This is a genomic window from Streptomyces sp. NPDC040545, from assembly GCF_055595065.1.
In genome coordinates, this window is the sequence record NZ_JBVIWA010000035.1 from 1 (window position 1) to 22529 (window position 22529).

Sequence of the window (22529 nt, forward strand, 5' to 3'; positions counted from 1 at the left end):
CCGCCCAGGGTAATCCCCTGCCGGTATCCGGCCGTGGGGGTTCCACCCCGCGAGACGGCCTCCGGCCGGGTCGGCGGGGTGGGTGCGGGGCGGGGGGGGGGGGGGTCCCCCCCCCCCCCCCCCCCCCCTTTCCCCCCCCCCCCCCCCCCCCCCCCCCCCCCCCCCCCCCCACCTCCGATTCCACACCGGCCGTGGCGCCGGTAGACAGGGAAGGACCCATGCGACAGGTACTGAGCCGACAGGTACTGGGCAAGGGGATGCTCACGGCGGCAGCCGCGTCGAGTCTGCTGTCGATCGCGACCGGCGCGGCCTACGCGCACCCCGGAGCGAGCGCCGAGGCCTCGCATTCGCCGGGCGTGCTGGCCGGCAACAGCGTCTCGGTACCGATCACCTTCGCACCGAACGTGTGCGGCAACAGCGTGGACGGCGGTGCGGCGCTCAACCCCGCGATGGGGAACACGTGCGTCACCGACACCGGCTCGCACACGGACGACGGCTACGACTACGGGCGCTACCTCAGCCCCGAGCACGCCGAGGCCTTCGAGCGCTACCTCGACGAGCGCGAGGGCCGGCACGCGGTGCCGGAGCAACGTCACGGGTCGCCGCGCCACGCGGGCGGGTACGAGCAGCCCCACGAGGAGCAGGCCCGGCACGAGCAGCCCCGGCAGGACGGACCGCGGCACGCGAAGCCGCGCCAGGAGGAGCCGGAGCACGAGGGCGGCTACGGCGGCCCGGGTGAGCAGCGGGGCAAGGAGGAGTGCGACGACCACTCCGGGTCGACGCCGCCGCCCCCGCCGGCGCACCACGCTCCCCCCGCGCCCGAGCAGCCGCACCCCAAGCCGGAACCGGTGGAGGAGCACCCGGCCCCGCTGCCCACCCCGGAACCGGTCCAGGAGGCGCCCGCGCCGATGCCGGAGATTCCGCCGGCACCCCCCGCGGCCCAGCCTCCGGCCGAGGAGGCCCCGCACACGCTCCCCGCCCCGGAGCCCGCCCCGGAGCCCGCCCCGGCACCGGCCGAGGAGGCTCCGCACACGCTGCCGGCCCCCGCACCGGGACCTGCTCCCGTGGTAGAGGAGGGGCCCGCACCCGGGCCGCCGCACGGCAGCCTGCCCGTGGAGCACCCGGCTCCGGTCCCGGCCCCCGCGCCCGAGGCCGTGCCGCCCGCGGACCAGCCGCCGGCCGGCCCCGGCGGTGACACCCCGGTCACCCTCCCCCCGGTGATGACACCGGCTCCGGCCCCCGCGCCCGTACAGCCGCCGGCCCCCGCTCCGGCCCCCGCTCCGGCTCCGGCGCACGTGACCGGGCCCATGCTGGCCGAGACCGGCGCGGGTCAGCCCGCGGCCGCGGCGGCCCTCGCCAGCGCCCTGATCCTGGGCGGCGCCATTCTGTACCGGCGGTCGCGCGTCTCCTACCGGTAATCGGAATAAATATCGGCCGGAGAATCCTCGTCGGATTCTCCGGCCGCTGTCATGCCCCCGTCCCTTAACCGCGTGCGCGTTCGCGTTTCCGCAGCGACGGGGAATCGTTACCCAGGGTGAAAGCGGCGCGACGGTCGCCGCTGACGCCTCTGTCCACGAAAGAAGAGGATTTCGATAATGAAGCTCACGAAGGTCGCCGCTGTCGTCGTCGGCTCCGTCGCCGCCCTCGGCGCCTCCGCCACCGCCTTCGCGGCCGAGCCCGCGGCCGCGATGCCCCCCATGAGCCTGACCGGCGGGGTGACCGAGACGCTGAACGCCGTCGGGCCCGTCTCCGAGTCCCTTCCGCAGACCGTGGGCAACGGACTGGCCGAGCAGGGCGACACCGTCAACAAGGTCGTGGGTACCGCGCAGAAGGTCAACAAGGTCCGCAACGACGTGCCCGGCACCGTGCTCGGCCTCGCGAACGGCGCCACCCAGGCGTCCCCCATGCTCGGCGGCGTGAAGCTCAACGGCGGCCAGGGCTGAGCCGTCCCGGCTGACCCCCCGCCGACACGACTGTGGGCGCCACCGGCAAGGCCGGGGCGCCCACAGTCGGTTGTTCTGCCGACGTCAGTTGTTGACGCAGACGTTGCCGAACGCCGGGTTCAGCAGGCCGACGATGTTCACGGTGTTGCCGCAGATGTTGACCGGGATGTGCACCGGCACCTGGGCCAGGTTGCCGGACAGGACGCCGGGGGAACCCACGGCCGCGCCCTCGGCCGACGAGTCGGCGGCGGCGGAGCCGGCGGCACCGGCCGCAGCGAGACCAGCGGTGGCCAGGACCAGGGCGGCCTTCTTGGCAGAGTTCATGGGAAGTGCACCTTCTGTTCGATGTTCTGCCCCGAACCGGGGCTCACACCGAGCGAAACGGTCCAGCTTCCCAGACGACACGGTCACGCGCACGATGAGACCTGTTCGGCTCAATTGTCGTAACCATCGGACGGGTTGACGGCGCGGCACCGCCCCTACGGGAGGGCCGGCATCGCCGGGAGGGCCGGCATCGCCGGAAGGGCGGGAACTGCCGGGGCGGCCGGGGCGGCCGGGAGAGCCGGGAGGGCCGGGGCGGCCGGTGCCGCGGGCAGGGCGTCCACCGGGAGAACCACCCCGTCGATCGGCGGGAGCTCCACCGGCGGCAGCGCGGGGATGAGGCCGGACAGGTCGGGAAGCTCGGGGAGCTTGATCTCCGGCAGCTTCGGCAGCTCGATCGGCGGCAGCTTCACCCCGTCGGGCAGCAGACCTCCGACCGTCGCGAGAAGCCCCTCGAGGGTCTTGCTGAGGCTCGCCAGAAGGTCGTCGATGGGACCCGCGGCCGCCGCGCGCCGCTCGATCTTCTCGACCTGCTGCTTCACGGAGGCCACGCGCTCGGTGAGGGCCGCGGAGCCGCCACCCTCCGCGGCGCCCGCGGGGGCAGCCGCGCCGGACAGTATGACGGCGGCGAGGGCGGACGGGACGAGGAGGCGGGCGCGGAACGGCTTCGTGCGGTGCATGGATGTTCCTTCGCGGTGGGGACACGAAAATGGACTCGAATAGTCCGCTTCTTCACCCACCGTGCGAACACCTCGCACGGAGCGCAACCGCAGCCCCGCCGGATGCTGGCTGCGTACGGGCTTCGCGCAGGCGTCCGGAGGCCACTCACCCGGGGCGGGGAAAACCTCGACGCGCGCAGGCCGTTTGAGTGAAGCACCGGAACCAACTCCCTGGTCGGGCAGTTGACCAGGGCGCTCCATCAGCGGGCACTCGTGCGACAGAAGGAACAAGATGTTCAAGAAGTTCATGACCGCCGCCGCGGTCTCCGCCGTTGCGATCGGCGCGGGCGCTGCCGCCGCGGCCCCGGCCATGGCCATCGGCAACGACAACGGGGTCAACACCGTCAACGGCAACGGCGCCCAGCAGATCTACGGCAACCAGAAGACCCACGGCGACATGAGCCCGCAGCTCAGCCTGGTCCAGGGCACCCTCAACAAGCCCTGCATCGGCCTGCCCGCCAAGGTCAACCTGCAGTCGGTCCTCGCCGCGCTCAACATCGGCGTCCAGGACATCAACGTCCTGTCCAACCCGCAGAACCAGCAGTGCACCGAGAACTCCACCCAGGCCAAGGGCGACGAGCCGCTCTCGCACATCCTGGACAACATCCCCGTCCTGTCGGGCAACCTCTCGAACGGCAGCTGATCTCCGCTCCTCCGCCCTTCGGGTGATCGCGGGCCGCTGAGCCTGTGGAGTGAAGGAAGAGGGTCCCAGCAGCGTCCAGCCGCCGGGACCCTCTTCGCGTTCCGCCCCCGGCGGTCAGCCGGTCCAGAAGTCCCACCAGCGGGTGAGGACCAGCATGCCGATCACTCCGATGTGCAGGGCGGGCGGGGCCCAGCCGAATTCGGTGAAGAAGCCCCGCAGCGGGCGGGGGGCGGGCAGGGCGCGCGTACGGACGTTGTGCGCGGTGACCGCCCAGAACATCAGCAGGGTCGCGACCCAGGCCAGGCAGCACCACAGGCAGAGCGCGTTGATCTCGTAGAGCGACTGGACCATCAGCCAGCTGCAGAAGCCGACGCCGAAGAGCGTGCCGGCGTTCAGTCCGAGCCAGAACCAGCCGCGGTAGCGGGCGCCGGCCAGCAGGCCGGCGCCCACGCAGACCACGACGGCGTACGAGACGAGCCCCAGCATCGGATTGGGGAAGCCGAAGGCCGCCGCCTGTTCGCTCGCCATCACGCTGCCGCAGGAGACGACCGGGTTGAGACTGCACGCGGGCTTGAAGTCCGGGTCCTCCAGCAGGAGGAACTTGTCGAGGGTGATCACCCATGAGGCCAGCAGCCCGGCCGCCCCGGTGGCGGCCAGCAGCCAGGCCAATCCCCTCGGCGCCGCGTCGTGTTCGCCCGGATGTCCGTTGTGGGGCCGTACCTGCTGACGCGGGAGGCCCACTGTATTCGTTGCCATGTGGCCCATAGTCCCGCGCTTCCCCTCAGATCGGCCCCAACCATGCTCATCCGTAGGCAAGTTGACCTGAAGGTGTGGCGGGAACCTCCGATGCTTCCCGGACGTTTTACCGAACCCCGGACGTGATGTCAGAGCCAGGGGTTACGTTGAGCTTCCGCAAAGTGACAAGCTGCGACGGCCTGGAGACCCACCTTGAGCGATCCGTACGAGACAACCGAGGCGCACCTCGAACGACTCCTCGGCCGCGCCCTCAACTCCTTCGACCTGCCGGACAGGCTGGTCGAGCGCCTCGGCACGGCGCTCGCCCACAGCTCTTCGCTCTACACCACCCACCACAGCCCGGAGGCGGGCGTCTGGCGGGAGACCCACCGGCACACCTATCTGCTGACCGACGGTGGTTCGGTCTCGCTGTGGGAGCTGGCCTACCGGCTGGAGGGCGACCGGGCCGTCCGGCACGAGGTCTTCGCGAGCAAGGCGGAGACCTGCCTGGCCGTGACCCGGCTGTTCGGCGAGGCGTCGGCCGGGGCGTCCCCGGATCCGGTGCTGGTGCCGGGCGAGGACGAGCCGGACGGCGGGGTGGCGCTGCTGAGCGTGCTGTACGCGGCCCCGGCCCCAGCCCCGGTGCGGCGGCACCGGGAGTACGCGGTGGAGGACTCCGCCGACCACGCCCGGCGGGTGCTGCGCCGCGCGGAGAACGCCGACCGGCCGGGCGAGCGGGTGGCGGCGCTGCTGCGGTCGGCGTACGCGCACCAGATCACGCAGGCGTTCGGCGCGCGGCACTGCCTCTCGGACGGGCGGGGCGCGGGTTTCAGCCTGTACGAGCACGCCTTCGTCCTGCTGGACGGGAGCGAGGTCAGCCTGTGGGAGGTCGAGCACACGGCGACGCCTGACGGGCGGCACATGTGCGAGGTGTACGAGAGCGAGGCGGCCGCGCGCGGAGCGATGGAACTGCGCACCCGCGTACGGTGAGCCGGCCCGATCGGCACGACACCCCCTAAGGCGTGCCGGGGCCGGCGAGCCGGAGGTCCGGGGGCGGGTCCTCGGTGATGCGGACCCGGTCGGGGCGCAGGTCCGCCGGGGTCGGCGTGGCGCTGCCCGGCAGCTGGACGGCGGCCCCGATCGAGGCCTTATCGGCGGATTCGCACCCCTGTGCGCAGGCCTGCGGAGGGAAACGAAAAGAACGGACATGCCCGCCCGGGAGGACGGGCATGTCCGTTCGATGGCGCGTGGGGCCTGGCTCAGGCGACCGGGACCTTCTCCGTGGTGCGGCCGGCGTGCTCGGCGGCACCCTCGCGCTCCTCCATCGGGAGCGCGCGGCGCGGCAGTACGAACATCACCGCGAAGATCACGACGAGTACGGCCACGACCCACCAGAGCGCGCCGCGGAAGGCCTCCACGTACTGCGGACCGAAGACCATGTCGTCGCCGATGAGGCCGAAGAAGACGACGGAGGTCAGGGCGAGGCCCAGCGCGTTGCCCATCTGGCCGGTGGTGTTGATCAGGCCCGAGGCAGATCCGGCGTGCTCGCGCGGCACCTCGGAGAGCACGGTGTCGTTCAGCGGAGCCACGATCAGGCCCATGCCGACGCCCATGACGATCAGCGGGGCAGCCATCTGCCAGGAGGCGATCTCCATGCCGTAGTGCTGCGACTCCCAGATGTAGAGGAGCAGACCGGCGGCCATGACCAGCGCGCCGGCCTGGAGCACCTTGCGGCCGAAGCGGGGGACGAGCTTCTCGACCGAGAGGCCGGCGGCGACCGAGACCGCGATGGAGAACGGGATGCCGGTGAGACCCGCGCGCAGCACGCTCCAGCCGAGGCCCATCTGCATGTACATCGTCCAGACCAGGAAGAAGATGCCGGTGGCGATGCCGAAGGTCAGCTGGACGGCGATGCCGCCGGCGAAGCTCTTGACCTTGAAGAGGGAGAGCTCGACGAGCGGGGAGCCATCCTTCCTGATCTTGTACTTCTCGTACGCGATGAACGCGGCGAAGACGAAGGGCGCCGCGCCCATGCAGACGAAGCCCCACAGCGGCCAGTCGTTCTCGTGGCCGTGGGTCAGCGGGAAGATCAGCAGGACCAGGGCGAGGGTGGCGAGGACGACGCCGACCAGGTCCAGGCGCAGCGCCTTGGGGGCCTTGGACTCGGCGATGAACTTGCGGCCCAGGACCACGCCCATGATGCCGACGGGCAGGTTGATCAGGAAGATCGGGCGCCATCCGAGGCCGAAGAGGTCCCACTCGATGAGCAGCGCGCCGAGCAGCGGACCCGAGACGGCGGCGAGGCCCACGATCGCGCCGAACATGCCGAAGACCTTGCCGCGCTCCTGCGGCGGGAAGGTGACGTGGATGATCGCCAGGACCTGCGGCACCATCAGGGCGGCCATACCGCCCTGCAGCAGGCGGGCCACGACGAGCACGTCCGGGTTGGCGGCGATGCCGCAGAGCAGCGAGGCCGCGGTGAACCCGGCGATGCCGATGAGGAAGACACGCTTGCGGCCGTAGATGTCACCGAGACGGCCACCGGTGATCAGTCCTGCGGCGAAGGCAAGGGCATAGCCCGCGGTGATCCACTGGATCGCGCTGGTGGAGGCGCCGAAGTCCTCCCGCATGGTGCGGATGGCTATGTTGACGATCGTGACGTCGACGAGGTCCATGAAGGCCGCGGTCATCACGATGGCGAGCGCCAGCCAGCGGCGGCGGTCGGCGGGCGAGCTGGGTGCGTCGTGGGCTACGTCGTTCCGCTCTTCTTGTACGGGCCCGTTCTCTCTTTCGGGCGATGTCTTGGACGTCTCGGTGCTCATGAGGAGAAACTTAGACGGCGTCTAGGTCAGTTCGTGTCCTATTTCGCTGGCAGCCTTGATTCATGACCGACACACCCGCACGGCTGCTCTCCCTGCTGTCCCTCCTCCAGACCCCGCGGGAATGGCCCGGGAGTGAGCTGGCCCAGCGGCTGCGGGTGAGCCCGCGGACCATCCGGCGCGACGTCGGGCGGCTGCGGGACCTCGGGTACCCGGTGGAGGCCACTCTCGGGGCCGAGGGCGGATACCGGCTGGTGGCGGGGGCGGCGATGCCCCCGCTGCTCCTGGACGACGAGGAGGCCGTGGCCATCGTGGTGGGGCTGCGGGCCGGGGCCGGGCACGCGATCGAGGGGGTCGAGGAGGCCTCCGTACGGGCCCTGGCCAAGCTGGAGCAGGTCCTGCCCTCGCGGCTGCGGCACCGGGTGAGCGCGCTCCAGTCGGCCACGATCGCACTGTCCCGGGGGGACGGGGCGAGCGTGGACCCGCGGACGCTGACCACGATGGCGGCGGCGGTGGCGGGGCCGGAGCGGCTCCGGTTCGCGTACCGGGCGGGGAACGGGGCCGAGACGCGGCGGCTGGTGGAGCCGTACCGGCTGGTCAGCACCGGGAGCCGGTGGTACCTGGTCGCCTACGACCTGGAGCGGGACGACTGGCGGACCTTCCGGGTGGACCGGGTGGAGGAGGCCTTCGCGACGGGAGCCCGGTTCGTGCGGCGGGACCTGCCGATGGAGGCGGAGGAGTTCGTCCGGCGGGGGCTGCGGGGCGGGGAGAAGCAGCCGTACCGGGTGGAGGTCGACTTCGCGGCCGGCCCGGCGGAGCTGCCGGCCTGGCTGCGGGCCGCGGCCCTGCCGGGTGACGGGACGGGGAGCTCGGTGCGCTTCGAGAGCGCGGACGCGCCGGAGTGGACGGTGGCGCGGCTCGCCCTGACGGGCCTGCCGTTCACCGTGCGGGAGCCGGCCGCACTGCGGGAGGCGGCCGGGGCACTGGCCGCGCGGCTGTCCGAGGCCGCGGCGCCGTAGCCGGGGCTCCGGGCAGGAGAGAGCCCCGGCGCCTGGGGGGGATAGGCACCGGGGCTCGTACGGGGGGCTCGACGGCGGGCCGCTCTAGGCCACGGCGTCGAAGCCGGTGTCGCGCGCCATCCGCTTCAGCTCCAGCAGCGCGTGCTTCTCGATCTGGCGGATCCGCTCACGGGTCAGGCCGTGCTGCTTGCCGACCTCCGTCAGGGTCCGCTCGCGGCCGTCCTCGATGCCGTACCGCATCTTGATGATCGACGCCGTGCGCTGGTCGAGCTTGCCCAGCAGGTCCTCCAGCTCCTCGCTGCGCAGCAGGGAGAGCACGGACTGCTCGGGCGAGATCGCCGAGGTGTCCTCCAGGAGGTCACCGAACTGGGTGTCGCCGTCGTCGTCGACCGCCATGTTGAGGCTGACCGGGTCGCGCGCCCAGTCCAGTACGTCGCCCACGCGCTTCTCCGTCGAGTCCAGCTCGGCGGCGATCTCGGCGTGCTCCGGGTCGCGGCCGTTCTCGCGGTTGAATTCACGCTGGATGCGGCGGATCCGGCCGAGCTCCTCGACCAGGTGGACGGGGAGGCGGATGGTGCGGGACTGGTCCGCGATGGACCGGGTGATCGCCTGCCGGATCCACCACGTGGCGTACGTGGAGAACTTGAAGCCCTTGGCGTAGTCGAACTTCTCGACCGCGCGGACCAGGCCCGCGTTGCCCTCCTGGATCAGGTCGAGGAGGGGCAGACCGCTGCGGGGATAGCGCCGGGCCACGGCCACGACGAGGCGGAGGTTCGAGCGGATGAAGACTTCCTTGGCCCGCTCGCCCTCGGCGGCCAGCGCCTCCAGCTCCTCGCGGGCCGGGGTGTCCCCGTCGCGTTCTATCGCGCCGTCGAGGATCTGCTGGGCGTAGACGCCCGCCTCGATGATCTGGGAGAGCTCCACTTCCTTGGCGGCGTCGAGCAGCGGGGTGCGCGCGATCTCGTCCAGGTACATGCCGACCAGGTCACGGTCTGCGATCTCCCCGCCCACAGCGCGAGCGCTGCTCGTGGACTGACGACGGGCGACGGCGCGGGTTGCCATGCGTGCTCCCTTGCGAAGTGTTCGGTCGCGGTGCGGCTGGTGGACGCCGCCGGGACGGCTGCCGACCGGTCCGGTGCGTCACGGACACTCTCCCGAGTGCCCGCTTCCGAAGGAAACAACGACTGGAATCGGGACAGAATTCCCACGCCGCTCCCTGTTTTTCGAGATCTTGCAGTATCCTGCCCCGCCGCCGGAGGGGGGCGGAGGCCACAAGATCTCGAAGAGGTGCAGGTCAGGCCCGGAGCGGAGGCCGATCCGGCGCCCCTCACGGACCTCTGCAACCACTACGCCCGTGAGACTGCCGTCACATTCGACACGGCCGTCTTCACTCCGGAACAGCGCCACCCTCGGCTGCACTCCCACCCCGAAGACGGGCCGCACCGGCTTCTGGTTGCCTGGACAGGCGATCGAACGGCCGGATACGCCACGAGCAGCGCATTCCGCCCCAAACCGGCCTGCGCCCCATCGGACGTCCGCCGCCACGAGAAGCGCGTTTCATCGTTCCGGCGGACGCGGAGGAGCACGTGACCGAGGACGGATTGGGGATCGACGCCTCCGCCGTCGCACTGATCGTCGAGGTCGTCTCCCCCGGCAGCGAGAGCATCACCCGCGACCGCACCCGCAAGCGCAGCTCCTACGCGCGCGGGGGGATCCCGGTCTGCGTACTCATCGACGACTACGACGAGAACGGCATCGTCACCGTGCTCACCGTGCCGGGCGTCGTGACCCGGCAAACCTTCCCGGCCACAGCACTAGCCGTACTGGAGGGAGCGCTTCGAGAGGCCCATCCAGAAGCCCTCCACCGGGGTGCGGGCGGCGGTCAGGTCGGATTCGGCCGCGCCGAGGGTGACGAAGAGCGGGGCGAAGTGTTCCGTGCGGGGGTGGGCCAGGCGGCCCGCCGGGGACTTGTGCTCGAAGTCCAGCAGGGCGTCCACGTCGGACGCGGCCAGCGCCTCGCGGCCCCACGCGTCGAACTCCGCCGACCAGGCGGGGACGCCCGGACCCGTATGGCGCAGCGCCGCCAGGTTGTGCGTGAAGAAGCCGCTGCCCACGATCAGCACGCCCTCGTCGCGCAGCGGGGCCAGCTTGCGGCCGATGTCCATCAGCCCGGCCGGGTCCAGCGTGGGCAGGGAGATCTGGAGGACCGGGATGTCGGCCTCCGGGTACATCTCCACCAGGGGCACGTACGCCCCGTGGTCCAGGCCGCGGTCGGGGATGTCCTGGACCGGGGTGCCGGGGGCGCGCAGCAGTTTGCGGACCGAGGCGGCCAGCTCCGGGGCGCCGGGGGCGTCGTAGCGCACCTGGTAGTAGTGCTCCGGGAAGCCCCAGAAGTCGTACACGAGAGGGACGCGCTCGGTGGCGCCGAGGGCGAGCGGCGCCTCCTCCCAGTGGGCGGAGACCATCAGGATCGCCCGGGGGCGCGGCAGGCCGGCGGACCAGGCGGCCAGCTCGCCCGGCCAGAGGGGGTCGTCGGCCAGCGGGGGTGCGCCGTGACTCAGGTACAGGGCCGGTATACGGATCACGGGGGCGCTCCTCTTTTGGTTGAAACGCGTACGGAAACAGACTAACCCCATCTCGTTCAAATTTGAACGAGATGGGGTCATCAGTCGTTCCGCAGGACCCTCGGCCCTGGTCAGTGGGCGAGCACCGGCACCTTGAGCTCGGCGTCGTCGCCGGAACCGGAGGCCACCGGGCCGCCGGCGCCCGGACGGCCGGTGTTGATCAGCGTCAGCGCGATGACCGAGCTGGCGACCAGGATGCCGACCGCCCACCAGATGGCGGACGCGTAGCCCTCGACCATGGCCTGCGCCTGGATCAGCTGCCCGGCCGGGCCGCCCGCAGCGGCCTCGGCCGCGTGGCCGGTCAGGTAGGCGGTGGTCGCCGAGGCGGCGATGGTGTTCAGCAGCGCGGTGCCGATGGCGCCGCCGACCTGCTGCGAGGTGTTGACCATGGCGGAGGCGACACCGGCGTCGGCCGGGTCCACCCCGTGCGTGGCCAGGGACATCGCCGGCATGAACGCCGTACCCATGCCGAGGCCGAGCAGCAGCTGCGCCGGCAGGATCAGCGCCGGGTACGAGGACCCGACCTCCAGCTGGGTCAGCAGCAGCATGCCGAGGCCTGCGACCAGGAAGCCGGGGCCCATCAGCAGGCGCGGCGGGACCCGGGTCATCAGGCGGGCGCCGATCTGGGTGGAGCCCGTGATCATGCCCGCGATCATCGGCAGGAAGGCGAAGCCGGTCTTGACGGGCGAGAAGCCCTTCACGACCTGCAGGTAGTAGGTGAGGAAGAGGAACAGGCCGAACATCGAGATGACGGCGAGGCCCAGCGAGAGGTAGACACCGCCGCGGTTGCGCTCCAGCAGGACGCGCAGCGGCAGCAGCGGGGACTTCACCTTGGACTCGACGAGGACGAAGGCGGCCAGCAGCACCGCCGAGGCGACGAACATGGCGACCGTCACGGCGTCCGACCAGCCGGCGGACTCGGCGCGGGTGAAGCCGTACACGAGGGCGACGAGACCGGTGGTGGACAGGACCACGCCCGGGATGTCGAGCGGCGCGCGGTTACGGGAGCCCGCGGACTCCCGGATGACCAGCCAGGCACCCACGGCCGCGACGATCGCGAAGGGGATGTTGACGAAGAAGGTCCAGCGCCAGTTGAGGTACTCGGTCAGGAAGCCGCCGAGGATCAGGCCGACGGCGCCACCGCCGCCCGCGATGGCCCCGTAGATGCCGAAGGCCTTGGCGCGCTCCTTGGCGTCGGTGAACATGACGGCGAGCAGCGACAGGGCCGCCGGCGCGAGCAGCGCGCCGAAGGCACCCTGGAGGGCGCGGGCGCCGAGCATCATGGCCTCGCCGTTCGCGGCGCCGCCGAGCGCGGAGGCCAGGGCGAAGCCGATGAGGCCGACGACGAAGGCGTTCTTACGGCCCCACTTGTCGGCGATGCGGCCGCCGAAGAGGAGCAGTCCGCCGAAGGCCAGCGCGTACGCGGTGATGACCCACTGGCGGTTGCCGTCCGAGATGCCGAGGTCGGTCTGGGCGGAGGGGAGGGCGATGTTCACGATGGTCGCGTCGAGGACGACCATCAGCTGGGCCAGGGCTATGAAGACGAGTGCCTTCCAGCGGCTGGGATCGGCAGCCGGCGCGAGGCTCGCGGCCGTTTTGGACATGGGGGTACCCACTTCACTGTGCGGAATGACTGAAAAAGGATATTTTTTGAGCTTTGTGCGCGTCACATGGTTTTCTGCCGCAGGTCGTCCAAGGTCGTTGCCGAACCCGGGAGTTCGGAACGGGCCGGGGCGCGCAACCCGTCGAGGAAGAGCTGGAGATGACGGTGGGCGAAGCGGTCGGTGTCGAGGCACGCGGTGCCGGGGAGGGGGCGGCTGAGCTGGGACAGGGCGACCATCAGGTCGCCGACGCCGATGTCCGTGCGGACCAGTCCGGCGTCCTGGCCCGCGGCCAGCAGGGTGACGACGGCCTCCTCCAGCGCGGTGCGTGCCGCGAGGAGTTCGGGGTGTTCGCCGTCGAAGCCGTCGGCGAGCATCGGACACAGGGCGCCGATCCGCTCGTCCGCGGCGGCGTGCGTGAACCGGCACAGGGCGGCGAAGGCGTCGGGCTCCTCGGCGAGGGAGGCCTCGGCCGAGGCCGTCACCCGGCCCATCGTGAAGAGAACGACGTGGTGGACGAGGGTGGGACGGTCGGGGAAGTGCCGGTAGAGCGTGGCATTGCCGATGCCGGCCCGGCGGGCGACCTCGTCGAAGGGGGTCGCGGAGCCGGATTCGACGAAGGCTTCGCGGGCCGCCGCCAGGATCCGCTCGCGGTTGCGGACGGCGTCGGCGCGCGGACGCGGGACGCCGGTCGCGGACACCTGCGGCCGCACCTGCGCCTGCACCTGCGCCGGGTCCGGGTCCGTGGTGGGCCGGACCGCCGGGGCGATGCTGGTGGAGCTCTTCATTCCGGGGCCTCCCTGGCGCGGATCCGTGGACTCGTGGTGCGGACTGCGCGACCGTCCCGCCCAAACGGGGAGCCGCCCCCCGCTTAGCGGGACTCCCGTACAAACGGGGATCGGGTCCCCGGTTATTTCACTCCCCCGTGTGACCTGAGTCACGGGCGTGTCCACGTTCGGCCTCTCCCGGCGCGCGGGCGCGCCGCGCCCGGCGGAGGGTGATCGGACAGAGCGCAGACCGGGCAGGGCCGGCTGCCGCGGCCCCGAAGGCGATGTCCATGTCGCAGACCCGCCACCGGATACGCAGACCATGCCGCACCAGCGCGTACATCGGCCTGACCGCGCTGGCCCTCGGCGTCACGACGACCGCCAGCACCGGCATATCCAGCCGCGGCAACTCGGCGGCCGGAGCGGTGGCCACGACCGTCGAATCGGCTCTCGCGCCCTGCCGGATCGCGGGCACCATGGGTGTGCAGATGTCCGAGGGCATGCCGACCCCGCCCGGGTACTCACGCTCGACCGGCGAGATCCGGGCCCTGAACCTGATGATCGACTTCCCTGACGCCAAGGGCGAGGGCACGGCGGCGGACCGGATGGCGGAGTTCTTCCCCCAGACGGCCGAATGGTTCCGCACCAGTTCCTACGGCCGGCTGGCCTACCGGGCCGAGGCCCCGATAAAGGGCTGGCTGCGGATGCCGATGCCCTTCGCGGCGTACGGGATCGAGCGCGGGTCCGCGTACGAGCCGGGCTACCGGCAGCTCGTCGAGCACATAGCGAAGGCCGCCGACCCCGACGTGGACTTCACCCGGTACGACCTGATCAACATATTGGTCACGCCGAACGCCGGGCCGTCCGCCCTGGACACCGTCCTGTCGGTGACCTTCTCGGGCAACGGCGAGGCTCCGGTCGCCGACGGGGTGCCGCTGGCCAACACGTCCTTCGTCTACAGCCGGCAGGACGACGGCTCCGGCACCTACCAGGAGACCGGCTACCGGGTGCTGCCGCACGAGAACGGGCACGTCTTCGGGCTGCCCGACCTCTACACCTCGGACGGCGGGAACACGGTCGGGCACTGGGACATCATGAGCGAGGACTGGGGTGCCAACAACGACCTGATGGGCTGGCACAAGTGGAAGCTGGGCTGGCTGGACACTACGCAGATCAGCTGCGCGGCCAAGTCGGGCACCAGCGACCACACCCTGTCCCCGCTGGGGATACGGGGCGGCACCAAGCTGGCCTTCGTCCCGCTGTCGGAGAGCACCGGGTACGCGGTGGAGGTGCGGACCCGGGCCGGGAACGACGAGGCCGTCTGCAAACCGGGCGTCCTCATCTACAAGGTGGACTCCGACGTGGACACCGGGCACGGCCCGATCACCGTGTCGGACAGCGCGAGCACGAGCGGCGGCTGCACCCGGCGGCCCAATGTGCACGCGGAGCTCTCGGACGCGCCGTTCCGGCCGGGCGAGACCTTCACCGACGAGAAGGCGGGCATCAGCGTGTCCGTGGTGGGTGAACTGCGCAACGGCAGCTACCAGGTCCGCATCATCCGGCCGTGACGTCCCGCGGGCCGGGGACGGCCCCCGGGCCGGAGTCACGCACCACGTGACTCCGGCTCTTCGGCGCGTCCGGGCGGCCCGGCCCGGCCCGGTCAGCCGTCCGCGAGGGCCCGGCGCAGCACCTCCACGACCGTGGGGCGGTGCTCGTCGGCCAGCAGGAAGAAGTGGTCGCCCTCGAACCGGAGCACCTCGCACGCCGCGGTCGTGTGGGCGGCCCAGCCGTCCAGCGGCTGGTGCGGGACCAGTGGGTCCGCCGTGCCGCCCAGCGCGTGCAGGGGCACGTCGAGCCGTACGTCCTCGAACCCCGCCGCGGCCTCCCGGCCGAGTGCGATGTCCGCCCGCAGTACGCGCGTCACGTGCGCCAGCATGTCCGGGTCGTTCAGCACCCACTCCGGGGTGCCGCCGCCGTCCCGCAGCAGCCGGACGGCGTCCTCCTCGGTGGCGGTGGCGTGGGCCCGGCGCGGGGTCCGGCCGGGGGCCTGCCCGCTGACGACGGCCGCCCGGCAGTGCGGGCCGAGCAGCCGCGCGGCGCGGGTGGCCAGGAGCGCGCCGAGGCTGTGCCCGAAGACCACCGTGGGCAGCGGGTCACGGCCGAGCACCTCGTCGGAGACGGAGTCCAGGACCTGGTCGAGCCGGCAGCCGGGCGGCTCGCCAAACCGGCGCTCCCGCCCGGGCAGCGAGAGCCCGAGCACCTCCACGTCGTCGGGCAGCGGCTCGATCAAGGGGAACAGGGTGTTGGGGCCGGACCCGGAATGCGGGAACACCAGCAGCCGCGCCCGGGGCGCGGTCACCGCCTCCCGCAGCCGCAGCAGCGGCCACCACGGCGCGCGCGGGGATGTCGTCGCGGTCGATCCGCCGGCGCCGGTCACGGGCAGTTGACGATCTGGCCGGCGTAGGACAGGCCCCCGCCGAACGCGAAGAGCAGCACGGGCGATCCCTTCTCGATCTCACCCCGCTCGATGAGCTTGGACAGCGCGAGCGGGATGCTCGCGGCCGAGGTGTTGCCCGACTCGACGACGTCCTTGGCTATGACGGCGTTGACCGCACCGATCTTGCGCGCCAGGGGTTCGATGATCCGCAGGTTGGCCTGGTGCAGGACGACCCCGCCCAGCTCCTCGGGCTTCACGCCGGCCCGCTCGCAGACCTGGAGGGCGATCTCCGGGAGCTTCGTGGTGGCCCAGCGGTAGACGGACTGCCCTTCCTGGGCGAAGGTGTTGGACGGCGCCTCGATGCGTACGGCCTGGCCCATCTCGGGTACCGAACCCCATACGACCGGGCCGATCTCCGGCTCCTCGGAGGCCACGACGACGGCCGCGCCCGCGCCGTCGCCGACGAGCACGCACGTGGTGCGGTCGCTCCAGTCGACGAAGTCGGTGAGCTTCTCCACGCCTATGACCAGGGCCTTGGTGGCGGAACCCGTCCGTATGCTCTGGTCGGCCAGTGCCATGGCGTGCGGGAATCCGGAGCAGGCCGTGTTCACGTCGATGGCGGCGGGAGCCTGTGCCCCGACCGCGGCGGCCACCCGGGCCGCCATGTTGGGCGAGCGGTCGAGTGCCGTGCAGGTGGCCACGATGACGAAGTCGATGTCCGCACCGGTGAGTCCGGCGTTGGCCAGCGCGTGCTCGGCGGCCTTCGTGGCCATGTCCGAAACGGACTCGTCCTCGGCCGCCACCCGGCGGGTCCTGATCCCGACCCGGCTCCGGATCCACTCGTCGTCGGTGTCGACCATCTGCTCGAGGTCGGCATTGGTCAAGACTTTCGGAGGCTGATAGTGCCCGAAGGAAAGGACACGCGACCCGACCATCAGTGTTTCTCCTCGCTCCGTGGACCCGGATCCGGATCCTGATCGACCGATGATCAGACTATGCAGCGCCCGGCCGGGCCCCTCCCTTCGAACAGGCCGTTTTCCGCCATCGGCGCCGGTGATCCGGACAGACTCCGCAACCGCGCCGTTCCCACCCGGTGTCCGCCCCGGCCTTTCGGCCCCGGCCTTTTGTATCTGCCGTGTATCGGGGGGCGCTCGGCCGCCGATCGGATCGCACGCCCGGCCCCGACGGCGGCCGCCGCGCCCGGTGCCTCCCGTATCGTTCCTTCCGGGTCGCCGGCGGCCTGTGGTGTCACGCCGGAGCGGCGCTCCGCCCGGCCCGTACGAACAGGAGTCCCGCCCGTGCCCTCACCCGCCCCGGCACCGGAATCTCAGCCTCCGGTCCGCGTGCTGCTGGTCGAGGACGACGAGCTGATGCGCCGGTCCTTCACCGTCGCCCTCGAACGCTACGGCTACCGGGTCACGGCCGCGGCCGACGGACTGACCGGCCTGGAGTCCTTCCGCGACGACGACGGCTTCGACCTGCTGATCCTGGACGTGATGCTGCCCGGCCTCGACGGGATCGGGCTGTGCCGCCGGGTCCGCGAGACCAGCCTGGTGCCGGTGCTGATGATGTCCGCCCGCGGCGACGGCCTCGATGTCGTCGCCGGTCTGGAGGCCGGGGCCGACGACTACGTGGTCAAGCCCGTGGACACGTACGTCCTCGTGGCACGCATCCGCTCACTGCTGCGGAGGGCGGCGTACGCGCCCGCCCCGGGCGGCGAGCCCGCCGCCGGCCGGGAGGACGCCGTACTGGCCTTCGGGGACCTGACCGTCGACACCGGCGGCATGGAGGTGTGCCTCTCCGGAAAGCCCGTGGCGCTCACCCCCACCGAGCTGAAGCTGCTGCTGGAGTTCGCCGCCCACCCGGGCATCGTGCTGGAACGGCACACCCTCCTGCGCGACGTCTGGGAGTACGGCTGGGACGGCGACAGCCGCGTCGTGGACCTGGCCGTGCAGCGGCTGCGCAAGAAGCTGGGCCGGGAGCGGATCGAGACGGTCCGCGGCTTCGGCTACAAGCTCAGGCGCTGAGGCCGGTGCACCCCCCGCGCCGGCCGTGGTGGCCGGCCCGCGTGCCCCTGCGCTGGAAGATCGCCGCGCTGGCGGCGGCCACGGCCTGCCTGGTCGCCCTGGCGGTGGGCATCCTCGTCCACGTGTGGACCGCGATGGACGTCCGCAGCCGGGCCGAGATGGAGGCCACCAACACGGTGTACTCCGCCATGGACGTCTACCGGCGCACCGGAACGCTGGCGGGCGGCGCCGAGCTCGATCCGGCCGAACTGCCCACCGCCCTGCGCCACCCCGCCGACGGCGACCGGCGGGTGGCCTACGACGGGCGCGTCGAGGGGAACCTCGGGCCGAGCGTCTGGGGCGCCCAGCGGGTCGGCGGCGCGGGCAGCCCGGTGCTGGCCGTGCGGATCAACATGAGCCCGCAACTCCACGACCTGCGCCGCCTCGACGCGAGCATGGCGGTGGCCTCGCTGCTCTCGCTCGCCGCCGCGCTGCCCCTGGCGGTCTACGGGGCCGGGCTGGTCGCCCGCCGACTGCGCCGGGTCGCCGAGACCGCGGCCCGGATCTCCGCCGGGGACCTCGACGCCCGTACCGGCCCCGCCCTGGGCCACGCCCGGGGCCGCGACGAGGTGACCGACATCGCCGCCACCGTCGACCTCATGGCCGACAGCCTCGGCCGACGGCTGCGCGTCGAGCGGCAGTTCACGGCGGACGTGGCGCACGAGCTGCGCACCCCCGTCGGCGGTCTGCTGGCCGCCACCGACCTGCTGCCGCCCGGCGAGACGGAGGACCTGATCCGGGCCCGCGTACGCGACCTGCGCGGCCTGGTCGAGGACCTGCTGGAGATCTCCCGGCTGGACGCGGGCGCGGAGGCGCCGGTGGCCGCCCGGGTCCCGCTGGCCGCGGTGGTCGCCGAGGCGGTGGCCCGTACCGGTCTCGACACGGAGGTCGGCGTCACCGAGGCGCCCGGCGCGGGGACGGTGGAGACCGACCCGCGCCGCCTGGAGCGGATCGTCGGCAACCTCGTCATCAACGCGCACCGGCACGGCCGGACCCCCGTACAGGTCACCGTCGAGGGCCGGACCGTCGTCGTCCGCGACCACGGCCCCGGCTTCCCCGCCGACCTGCTGCTCGACGGCCCGCGCCGGTTCCGTACGGGCGCCACGGAGCGGGGCGCGGGGCACGGCCTCGGCCTGACCATCGCCCTGGGCCAGGCCCGGGTGCTCGGCGCCGAACTGCGCCTGGACAACGCCCCGGAGGGCGGCGCGGTCGCCACCCTCCGCCTCCCGCGCTGACCGGCCGGCCGCCCCGGCCCTCCCCCGGCCGCCCCGGCCGCCCCCGCACAACTGCTGCGCAACGGCGCGGAAGCCGATACACGGCGGCCCCGGCCCTGATACGTCCCTCCGACACCCTTCGGCGTGCAGCCCTTTCGCACCGCACCCGAAGTGGAGTCCCCGTGACCGCCGACCCGTTCACCTCCCGCCCGACGCCCGGTGTCGCGGCGTCCACCACCGACCTGTCGAAGGTCTACGGCAGCGGCGACACCCGCGTGGTGGCCCTGGACCGCGTCAGCGTCTCCTTCCGGGAGGCCGAGTTCACCGCGATCATGGGCCCCTCCGGCTGCGGCAAATCCACCCTCATGCACTGCGCCGCGGGCCTCGACTCCGTCAGCTCCGGCTCCGTCCGCATCGGCACCACCGAACTGGGCGCACTGGGCGACCGGCAGCTCACCGAGCTGCGCCGGGACCGGATCGGCTTCATCTTCCAGGCGTTCAACCTGCTGCCCACCCTGACCGCGCTGGAGAACATCACCCTGCCGCTGTCCATCGCCGGACGCCGCCCCGACCGGCAGTGGCTGGACCGCGTGGTGTCCATGGTCGGTCTCGCCCAGCGGCTGGACCACCGGCCCGGGCAGCTCTCCGGCGGGCAGCAGCAGCGCGTCGCGGTGGCCCGGGCCCTGGTCACCCGGCCCGCGATCGTCTTCGGCGACGAGCCCACCGGCAACCTCGACTCCCGCTCCGGGGCCGAGGTTCTCGGCTTCCTGCGCGACTCCGTGCGCGAACTGGGCCAGACCGTGGTGATGGTGACCCACGACCCGGTCGCCGCCGGCTTCGCCGACCGCGTCGTCTTCCTCTCCGACGGCCGGCTGGTCGACGAGATGGTGCGCCCCACTCCGGACCGGGTGCTGGACCGGATGAAGCAGTTCGACACCCGCGCCCGCACGAGCTGACCCGCCCTCTCCCCGTTCCCGCCCCCGCCCCCGCCCCCGCCCCGGAAGCCACTCACCCATGCTGAAAACAGCCCTGCGCAATTTCCTGGCGCACAAGGCCCGGCTGCTGATGACAGTGCTCGCCGTCACCCTCGGCGTCGCCTTCGTCTCCGGCACCCTCGTCTTCGCGGACTCCTCCACGGCGGCCCACCGGGCCGCCGTGTCGAAGGACTACGCCGACATCGCGGTCACCGTGACCCCGAAGGACCCCCCGCCCGGCGCACCTGGCGCACCCGGCACGGCCGGATCCGCCGGGGACGAGCACGCCACCGTGCTCGACGACGCCCTCGCCCGCAAGCTGGCCGGGCTGCCCGGCGTCGCCGCCGTACGGCCGTCCGCGGACGGCCCGGCCACCCTGAACTCCTCGACCGGCACCCCGCTGCGCACCGGCAGGATCTGGGCGCACCGGGCGGCCGCCTACGTCCCCGGCGCCGACGGCAAGGACAGCCGCCACCCGCTGACCGAGGGCCGCGCCCCCCGCGACGGCGAGGAGATCGCCGTGGACAGCGGCACCGCGGCCGCCGGCCGGTTCCGTCTCGGCGCGGAGATCACCCTGGCCACGGACGGCCCGGCCATGACGAAGCGCCTCGTCGGCATCGTCACCACCCGGGACACCCGGGTGACGGCCGGCGGCACCCTCGTCCTGTTCGACAAGGCCACCGCCCAGGCGCTGTTCGCCTCCCCGGGCCGCTACACCTCGATCGACCTGTCCGCCGTACCGGGCACCGACGCGGCCGAACTCGCCCGCCAGGTCACCGCCCTGCTCCCCGCCGACCGGGCCGAGGCCACCACCGGCGCCGCCCAGGCCGCCCAGCAGGCCGTCCTCGTCGACACGCTCACCCGCGGCAACGAGAAGCTGTCGCTGGTCTTCGCCGGAGTCGCCCTCTTCATCGGGTCGTTCCTGATCGTCAACACCTTCACCATGCTCGTCGCCCGGCGCACCCGTGAGATCGCCCTGCTGCGCGCGATCGGTGCCACGCGCCGCCAGGTCGTGCGCTCCCTCCTCTGGGAGGCCGTCCTCCTCGGCCTCGCCGCCTCGGCCCTCGGTTTCCTGCTGGGCCTCGGGATCGCCTCCGTACTGCCGGAAATCCTGAGCACCGCCGGTGAGTCGCTGCCCCGCGGCCCCCTGGTGATCGGCCCGCTCCCCGTGGCGGCCGCGCTCGCCGTCGGGGTGGGCGTCACCGTGCTCGCCGCGTGGCTGCCGTCCCGCAAGGCCGCGCGGATCGCACCGGTCGAGGCCATGCGCGCGGCGGAACAGCCGCCCACCGCCACCTCGTCCCGGGTCCGCGGCGCGGCCGGTGCCCTCCTGCTCGCCCTCGGCGCCGGACTGCTGCTGTCGCTCGCGGGGGCGAAGGACGCCTCCGAGGAGAACCTGCGGAGCGCCATGTCCGGCTGCGCCCTCCTCGTCATCGCCTTGATCGTGCTGGCGCCGCTGCTCGCCGTCCCCGTGCTCCGGCTGAGCGGACGGCTGACCGGCCGCCTCGGAATCACCGGCCACCTCGCCCACCGCAACGCGCTGCGCGACCCGCGGCGTACCGCCGCCACCGCCTCCGCCCTGATGGTCAGCACGGCCCTGGTCGCCGGGCTCGCCGTCATCGGCCACTCCACCGGGCGGGCCCTCGACCGCCAGGCCGCGGCCGGTCTCGCCGCCGACTACGTGATCAGCACCCACACCTCGTCGGCCGGCATCGACCCGGCCGCCGTGCAGCGGGTGACCGCCATCCCCGGTGTACGGACGGCGACCGCCGTCACCGACTCCACCCTCTTCATCGGCGGTGGCGTCCGCCAGATCTCCGGGGTCGACCCGGCGGCCGCCCCGTCCGTCATGAAGCTGGACTTCGTCGACGGCTCCCTGAAGGACCTCGGACCGGGCCGCATCGCCCTCTCCAGCAGCCTCGCCCGCGCGAACGGTGTGCGCACCGGCGACCGGATCGACGCCCTGATCGGCGGCCCCGGCCAAGACCCCACCCCGTACACGGTCGTCGGCGTCTACGAGGACAACCCCACCGCCCAGGACGCCCTGGGCGCCCGCACCGAGGTCCAGCGCGGCAGCCTCGATCCCGGCTCCGTCCAGCGCGTCCTCGTCCGCGCGGACGGCGGCCCGGACGGCGGCGACGGCGGCGCCACGAAGGACCGGCTGCGCACCGCCACGGGCAACAACCCGCTGCTCCAAGTCCAGGACCGGCAGGAACTCGTCCAGGAGGCCTCCGGTTCCCTGAGCACCCTGCTGACCCTGACGTACGGCCTGCTCGCCATCGGCGGTGTGATCGCCGCCCTCGGCATCATGAACACCCTGGCCATGTCGGTGTCGGACCGCACCCGGGAGATCGGCGTCCTGCGCGCCATCGGCATGGACCGCGCCGGCATCCGCCGGACGATCCGCCTCGAATCCCTGGCCGTGGCCGCCTTCGGCACCCTGCTGGGCCTGGCGTCCGGCCTGTTCGGGGCCTGGGCGGTCGGCGCCCTGACCAACGGCGCGCTGAAGGACTACTCCCTGGCCCTTCCCTGGGGCACGCTGCTGCTCATCTGCCTGATCTCCCTCGCCACGGGCGCCGTGGCGGCCGCCCTCCCGGCCCGCCACGCGTCGTCCCTGAGCCCCCTGGAGGCCGTCGCCGAGCTGTAGGGG

General features: G+C 72.6%; 20 protein-coding genes and 1 pseudogene. 11 read left to right on the forward strand and 10 right to left on the reverse strand.

Annotated elements, in window-relative coordinates; genetic code table 11:
• Nucleotides 1–218: 218 nt before the first annotated feature.
• Both ACZ573_RS36900 and ACZ573_RS36905 read left to right on the forward strand, forming a co-directional pair.
• Nucleotides 219–1418, forward strand: a complete 1200-nt coding sequence (locus tag ACZ573_RS36900) for a chaplin (RefSeq protein ID WP_471313013.1) — start codon at nt 219–221, stop codon at nt 1416–1418.
• 177 nt (nt 1419–1595) lie between these two features.
• On the forward strand, nt 1596–1943 hold the full coding sequence (locus ACZ573_RS36905; protein ID WP_373042054.1) for a hypothetical protein: 348 nt from the start codon (nt 1596–1598) through the stop codon (nt 1941–1943).
• 84 nt (nt 1944–2027) lie between these two features.
• Here the strand turns inward: ACZ573_RS36905 and ACZ573_RS36910 are convergent, their stop codons facing one another.
• Together ACZ573_RS36910 and ACZ573_RS36915 are read right to left on the reverse strand one after the other, a co-directional pair.
• Nucleotides 2028–2267, reverse strand: coding sequence for a chaplin (locus ACZ573_RS36910; RefSeq protein ID WP_471313016.1), 240 nt, complete (start codon nt 2265–2267; stop codon nt 2028–2030).
• A gap of 155 nt (nt 2268–2422) precedes the next feature.
• On the reverse strand, nt 2423–2944 hold the full coding sequence (locus tag ACZ573_RS36915; protein WP_471313018.1) for a hypothetical protein: 522 nt from the start codon (nt 2942–2944) through the stop codon (nt 2423–2425).
• 271 nt (nt 2945–3215) lie between these two features.
• Between ACZ573_RS36915 and ACZ573_RS36920 the strand changes: the two genes are divergently transcribed.
• Nucleotides 3216–3626, forward strand: a complete 411-nt coding sequence (locus ACZ573_RS36920; protein WP_471313020.1) for a rodlin — start codon at nt 3216–3218, stop codon at nt 3624–3626.
• A 114-nt stretch (nt 3627–3740) separates the two neighbouring features.
• On the opposite strand, the gene ACZ573_RS36925 is transcribed toward ACZ573_RS36920, so the two are convergent.
• The gene (locus ACZ573_RS36925) at nt 3741–4382 is read right to left on the reverse strand and encodes a vitamin K epoxide reductase family protein (protein ID WP_471313022.1); all 642 of its coding nucleotides are present in this window, start codon (nt 4380–4382) and stop codon (nt 3741–3743) included.
• A 192-nt stretch (nt 4383–4574) separates the two neighbouring features.
• Between ACZ573_RS36925 and ACZ573_RS36930 the strand changes: the two genes are divergently transcribed.
• The gene (locus tag ACZ573_RS36930; RefSeq protein ID WP_471313025.1) at nt 4575–5351 is read left to right on the forward strand and encodes a DUF6227 family protein; all 777 of its coding nucleotides are present in this window, start codon (nt 4575–4577) and stop codon (nt 5349–5351) included.
• A gap of 269 nt (nt 5352–5620) precedes the next feature.
• Here ACZ573_RS36930 and ACZ573_RS36935 read toward each other — a convergent pair whose 3' ends face one another.
• On the reverse strand, nt 5621–7183 hold the full coding sequence (locus ACZ573_RS36935) for an MFS transporter (RefSeq protein WP_471313027.1): 1563 nt from the start codon (nt 7181–7183) through the stop codon (nt 5621–5623).
• Between the two features lie 62 nt (nt 7184–7245).
• On the opposite strand from ACZ573_RS36935, the gene ACZ573_RS36940 reads away from it, so the two are divergent.
• The gene (locus ACZ573_RS36940; RefSeq protein ID WP_471313029.1) at nt 7246–8199 is read left to right on the forward strand and encodes a helix-turn-helix transcriptional regulator; all 954 of its coding nucleotides are present in this window, start codon (nt 7246–7248) and stop codon (nt 8197–8199) included.
• An 84-nt stretch (nt 8200–8283) separates the two neighbouring features.
• Here the strand turns inward: ACZ573_RS36940 and ACZ573_RS36945 are convergent, their stop codons facing one another.
• Nucleotides 8284–9261 (reverse strand): sigma-70 family RNA polymerase sigma factor, encoded by a 978-nt coding sequence (locus ACZ573_RS36945; RefSeq protein ID WP_471313032.1) that lies wholly within the window; start codon nt 9259–9261, stop codon nt 8284–8286.
• A gap of 225 nt (nt 9262–9486) precedes the next feature.
• Here ACZ573_RS36945 and ACZ573_RS36950 point away from each other — a divergent pair.
• Nucleotides 9487–9729: pseudogene (locus ACZ573_RS36950) on the forward strand (GNAT family N-acetyltransferase); the annotation flags it as partial.
• A gap of 284 nt (nt 9730–10013) precedes the next feature.
• Here the strand turns inward: ACZ573_RS36950 and ACZ573_RS36955 are convergent.
• The 3 genes from ACZ573_RS36955 to ACZ573_RS36965 all read right to left on the reverse strand — a co-directional run bounded on the left by ACZ573_RS36955 (nt 10014) and on the right by ACZ573_RS36965 (nt 13212).
• Nucleotides 10014–10835 carry a dioxygenase family protein gene (locus tag ACZ573_RS36955; RefSeq protein ID WP_471313034.1) on the reverse strand — a complete coding sequence of 274 codons (822 nt, stop codon included), beginning with the start codon at nt 10833–10835 and terminating at the stop codon, nt 10014–10016.
• Nucleotides 10836–10894: 59 nt separating this feature from the next.
• Nucleotides 10895–12427 (reverse strand): MFS transporter, encoded by a 1533-nt coding sequence (locus ACZ573_RS36960; RefSeq protein WP_471313036.1) that lies wholly within the window; start codon nt 12425–12427, stop codon nt 10895–10897.
• A gap of 62 nt (nt 12428–12489) precedes the next feature.
• On the reverse strand, nt 12490–13212 hold the full coding sequence (locus tag ACZ573_RS36965; protein ID WP_471313038.1) for a TetR/AcrR family transcriptional regulator: 723 nt from the start codon (nt 13210–13212) through the stop codon (nt 12490–12492).
• A 269-nt stretch (nt 13213–13481) separates the two neighbouring features.
• On the opposite strand from ACZ573_RS36965, the gene ACZ573_RS36970 reads away from it, so the two are divergent.
• On the forward strand, nt 13482–14759 hold the full coding sequence (locus tag ACZ573_RS36970) for a M6 family metalloprotease domain-containing protein (RefSeq protein ID WP_471313040.1): 1278 nt from the start codon (nt 13482–13484) through the stop codon (nt 14757–14759).
• 92 nt (nt 14760–14851) lie between these two features.
• Here the strand turns inward: ACZ573_RS36970 and ACZ573_RS36975 are convergent, their stop codons facing one another.
• Both ACZ573_RS36975 and ACZ573_RS36980 read right to left on the reverse strand, forming a co-directional pair.
• Entirely contained in the window at nt 14852–15628 is a 777-nt protein-coding gene (locus tag ACZ573_RS36975) for a thioesterase II family protein (protein WP_471313042.1), read from the reverse strand.
• Entirely contained in the window at nt 15625–16563 is a 939-nt protein-coding gene (locus tag ACZ573_RS36980) for a beta-ketoacyl-ACP synthase III (protein WP_471313044.1), read from the reverse strand. The genes ACZ573_RS36975 and ACZ573_RS36980 overlap by 4 nt, the downstream gene beginning before the upstream one ends.
• A gap of 363 nt (nt 16564–16926) precedes the next feature.
• On the opposite strand from ACZ573_RS36980, the gene cseB reads away from it, so the two are divergent.
• From cseB to ACZ573_RS37000, 4 genes are all read left to right on the forward strand, one after another.
• Entirely contained in the window at nt 16927–17655 is a 729-nt protein-coding gene (gene cseB, locus ACZ573_RS36985; protein ID WP_471313047.1) for a two-component system response regulator CseB, read from the forward strand.
• A gap of 41 nt (nt 17656–17696) precedes the next feature.
• Complete coding sequence (locus ACZ573_RS36990) at nt 17697–18929, forward strand: sensor histidine kinase (protein ID WP_471313048.1); 1233 nt, start codon at nt 17697–17699, stop codon at nt 18927–18929.
• Nucleotides 18930–19090: 161 nt separating this feature from the next.
• Nucleotides 19091–19864: an ABC transporter ATP-binding protein gene (locus ACZ573_RS36995; RefSeq protein ID WP_471313050.1), complete on the forward strand. Its 774-nt coding sequence runs from the start codon at nt 19091–19093 to the stop codon at nt 19862–19864.
• A gap of 58 nt (nt 19865–19922) precedes the next feature.
• Nucleotides 19923–22526, forward strand: coding sequence for an ABC transporter permease (locus ACZ573_RS37000; RefSeq protein WP_471313053.1), 2604 nt, complete (start codon nt 19923–19925; stop codon nt 22524–22526).
• Nucleotides 22527–22529 lie beyond the last annotated feature (3 nt).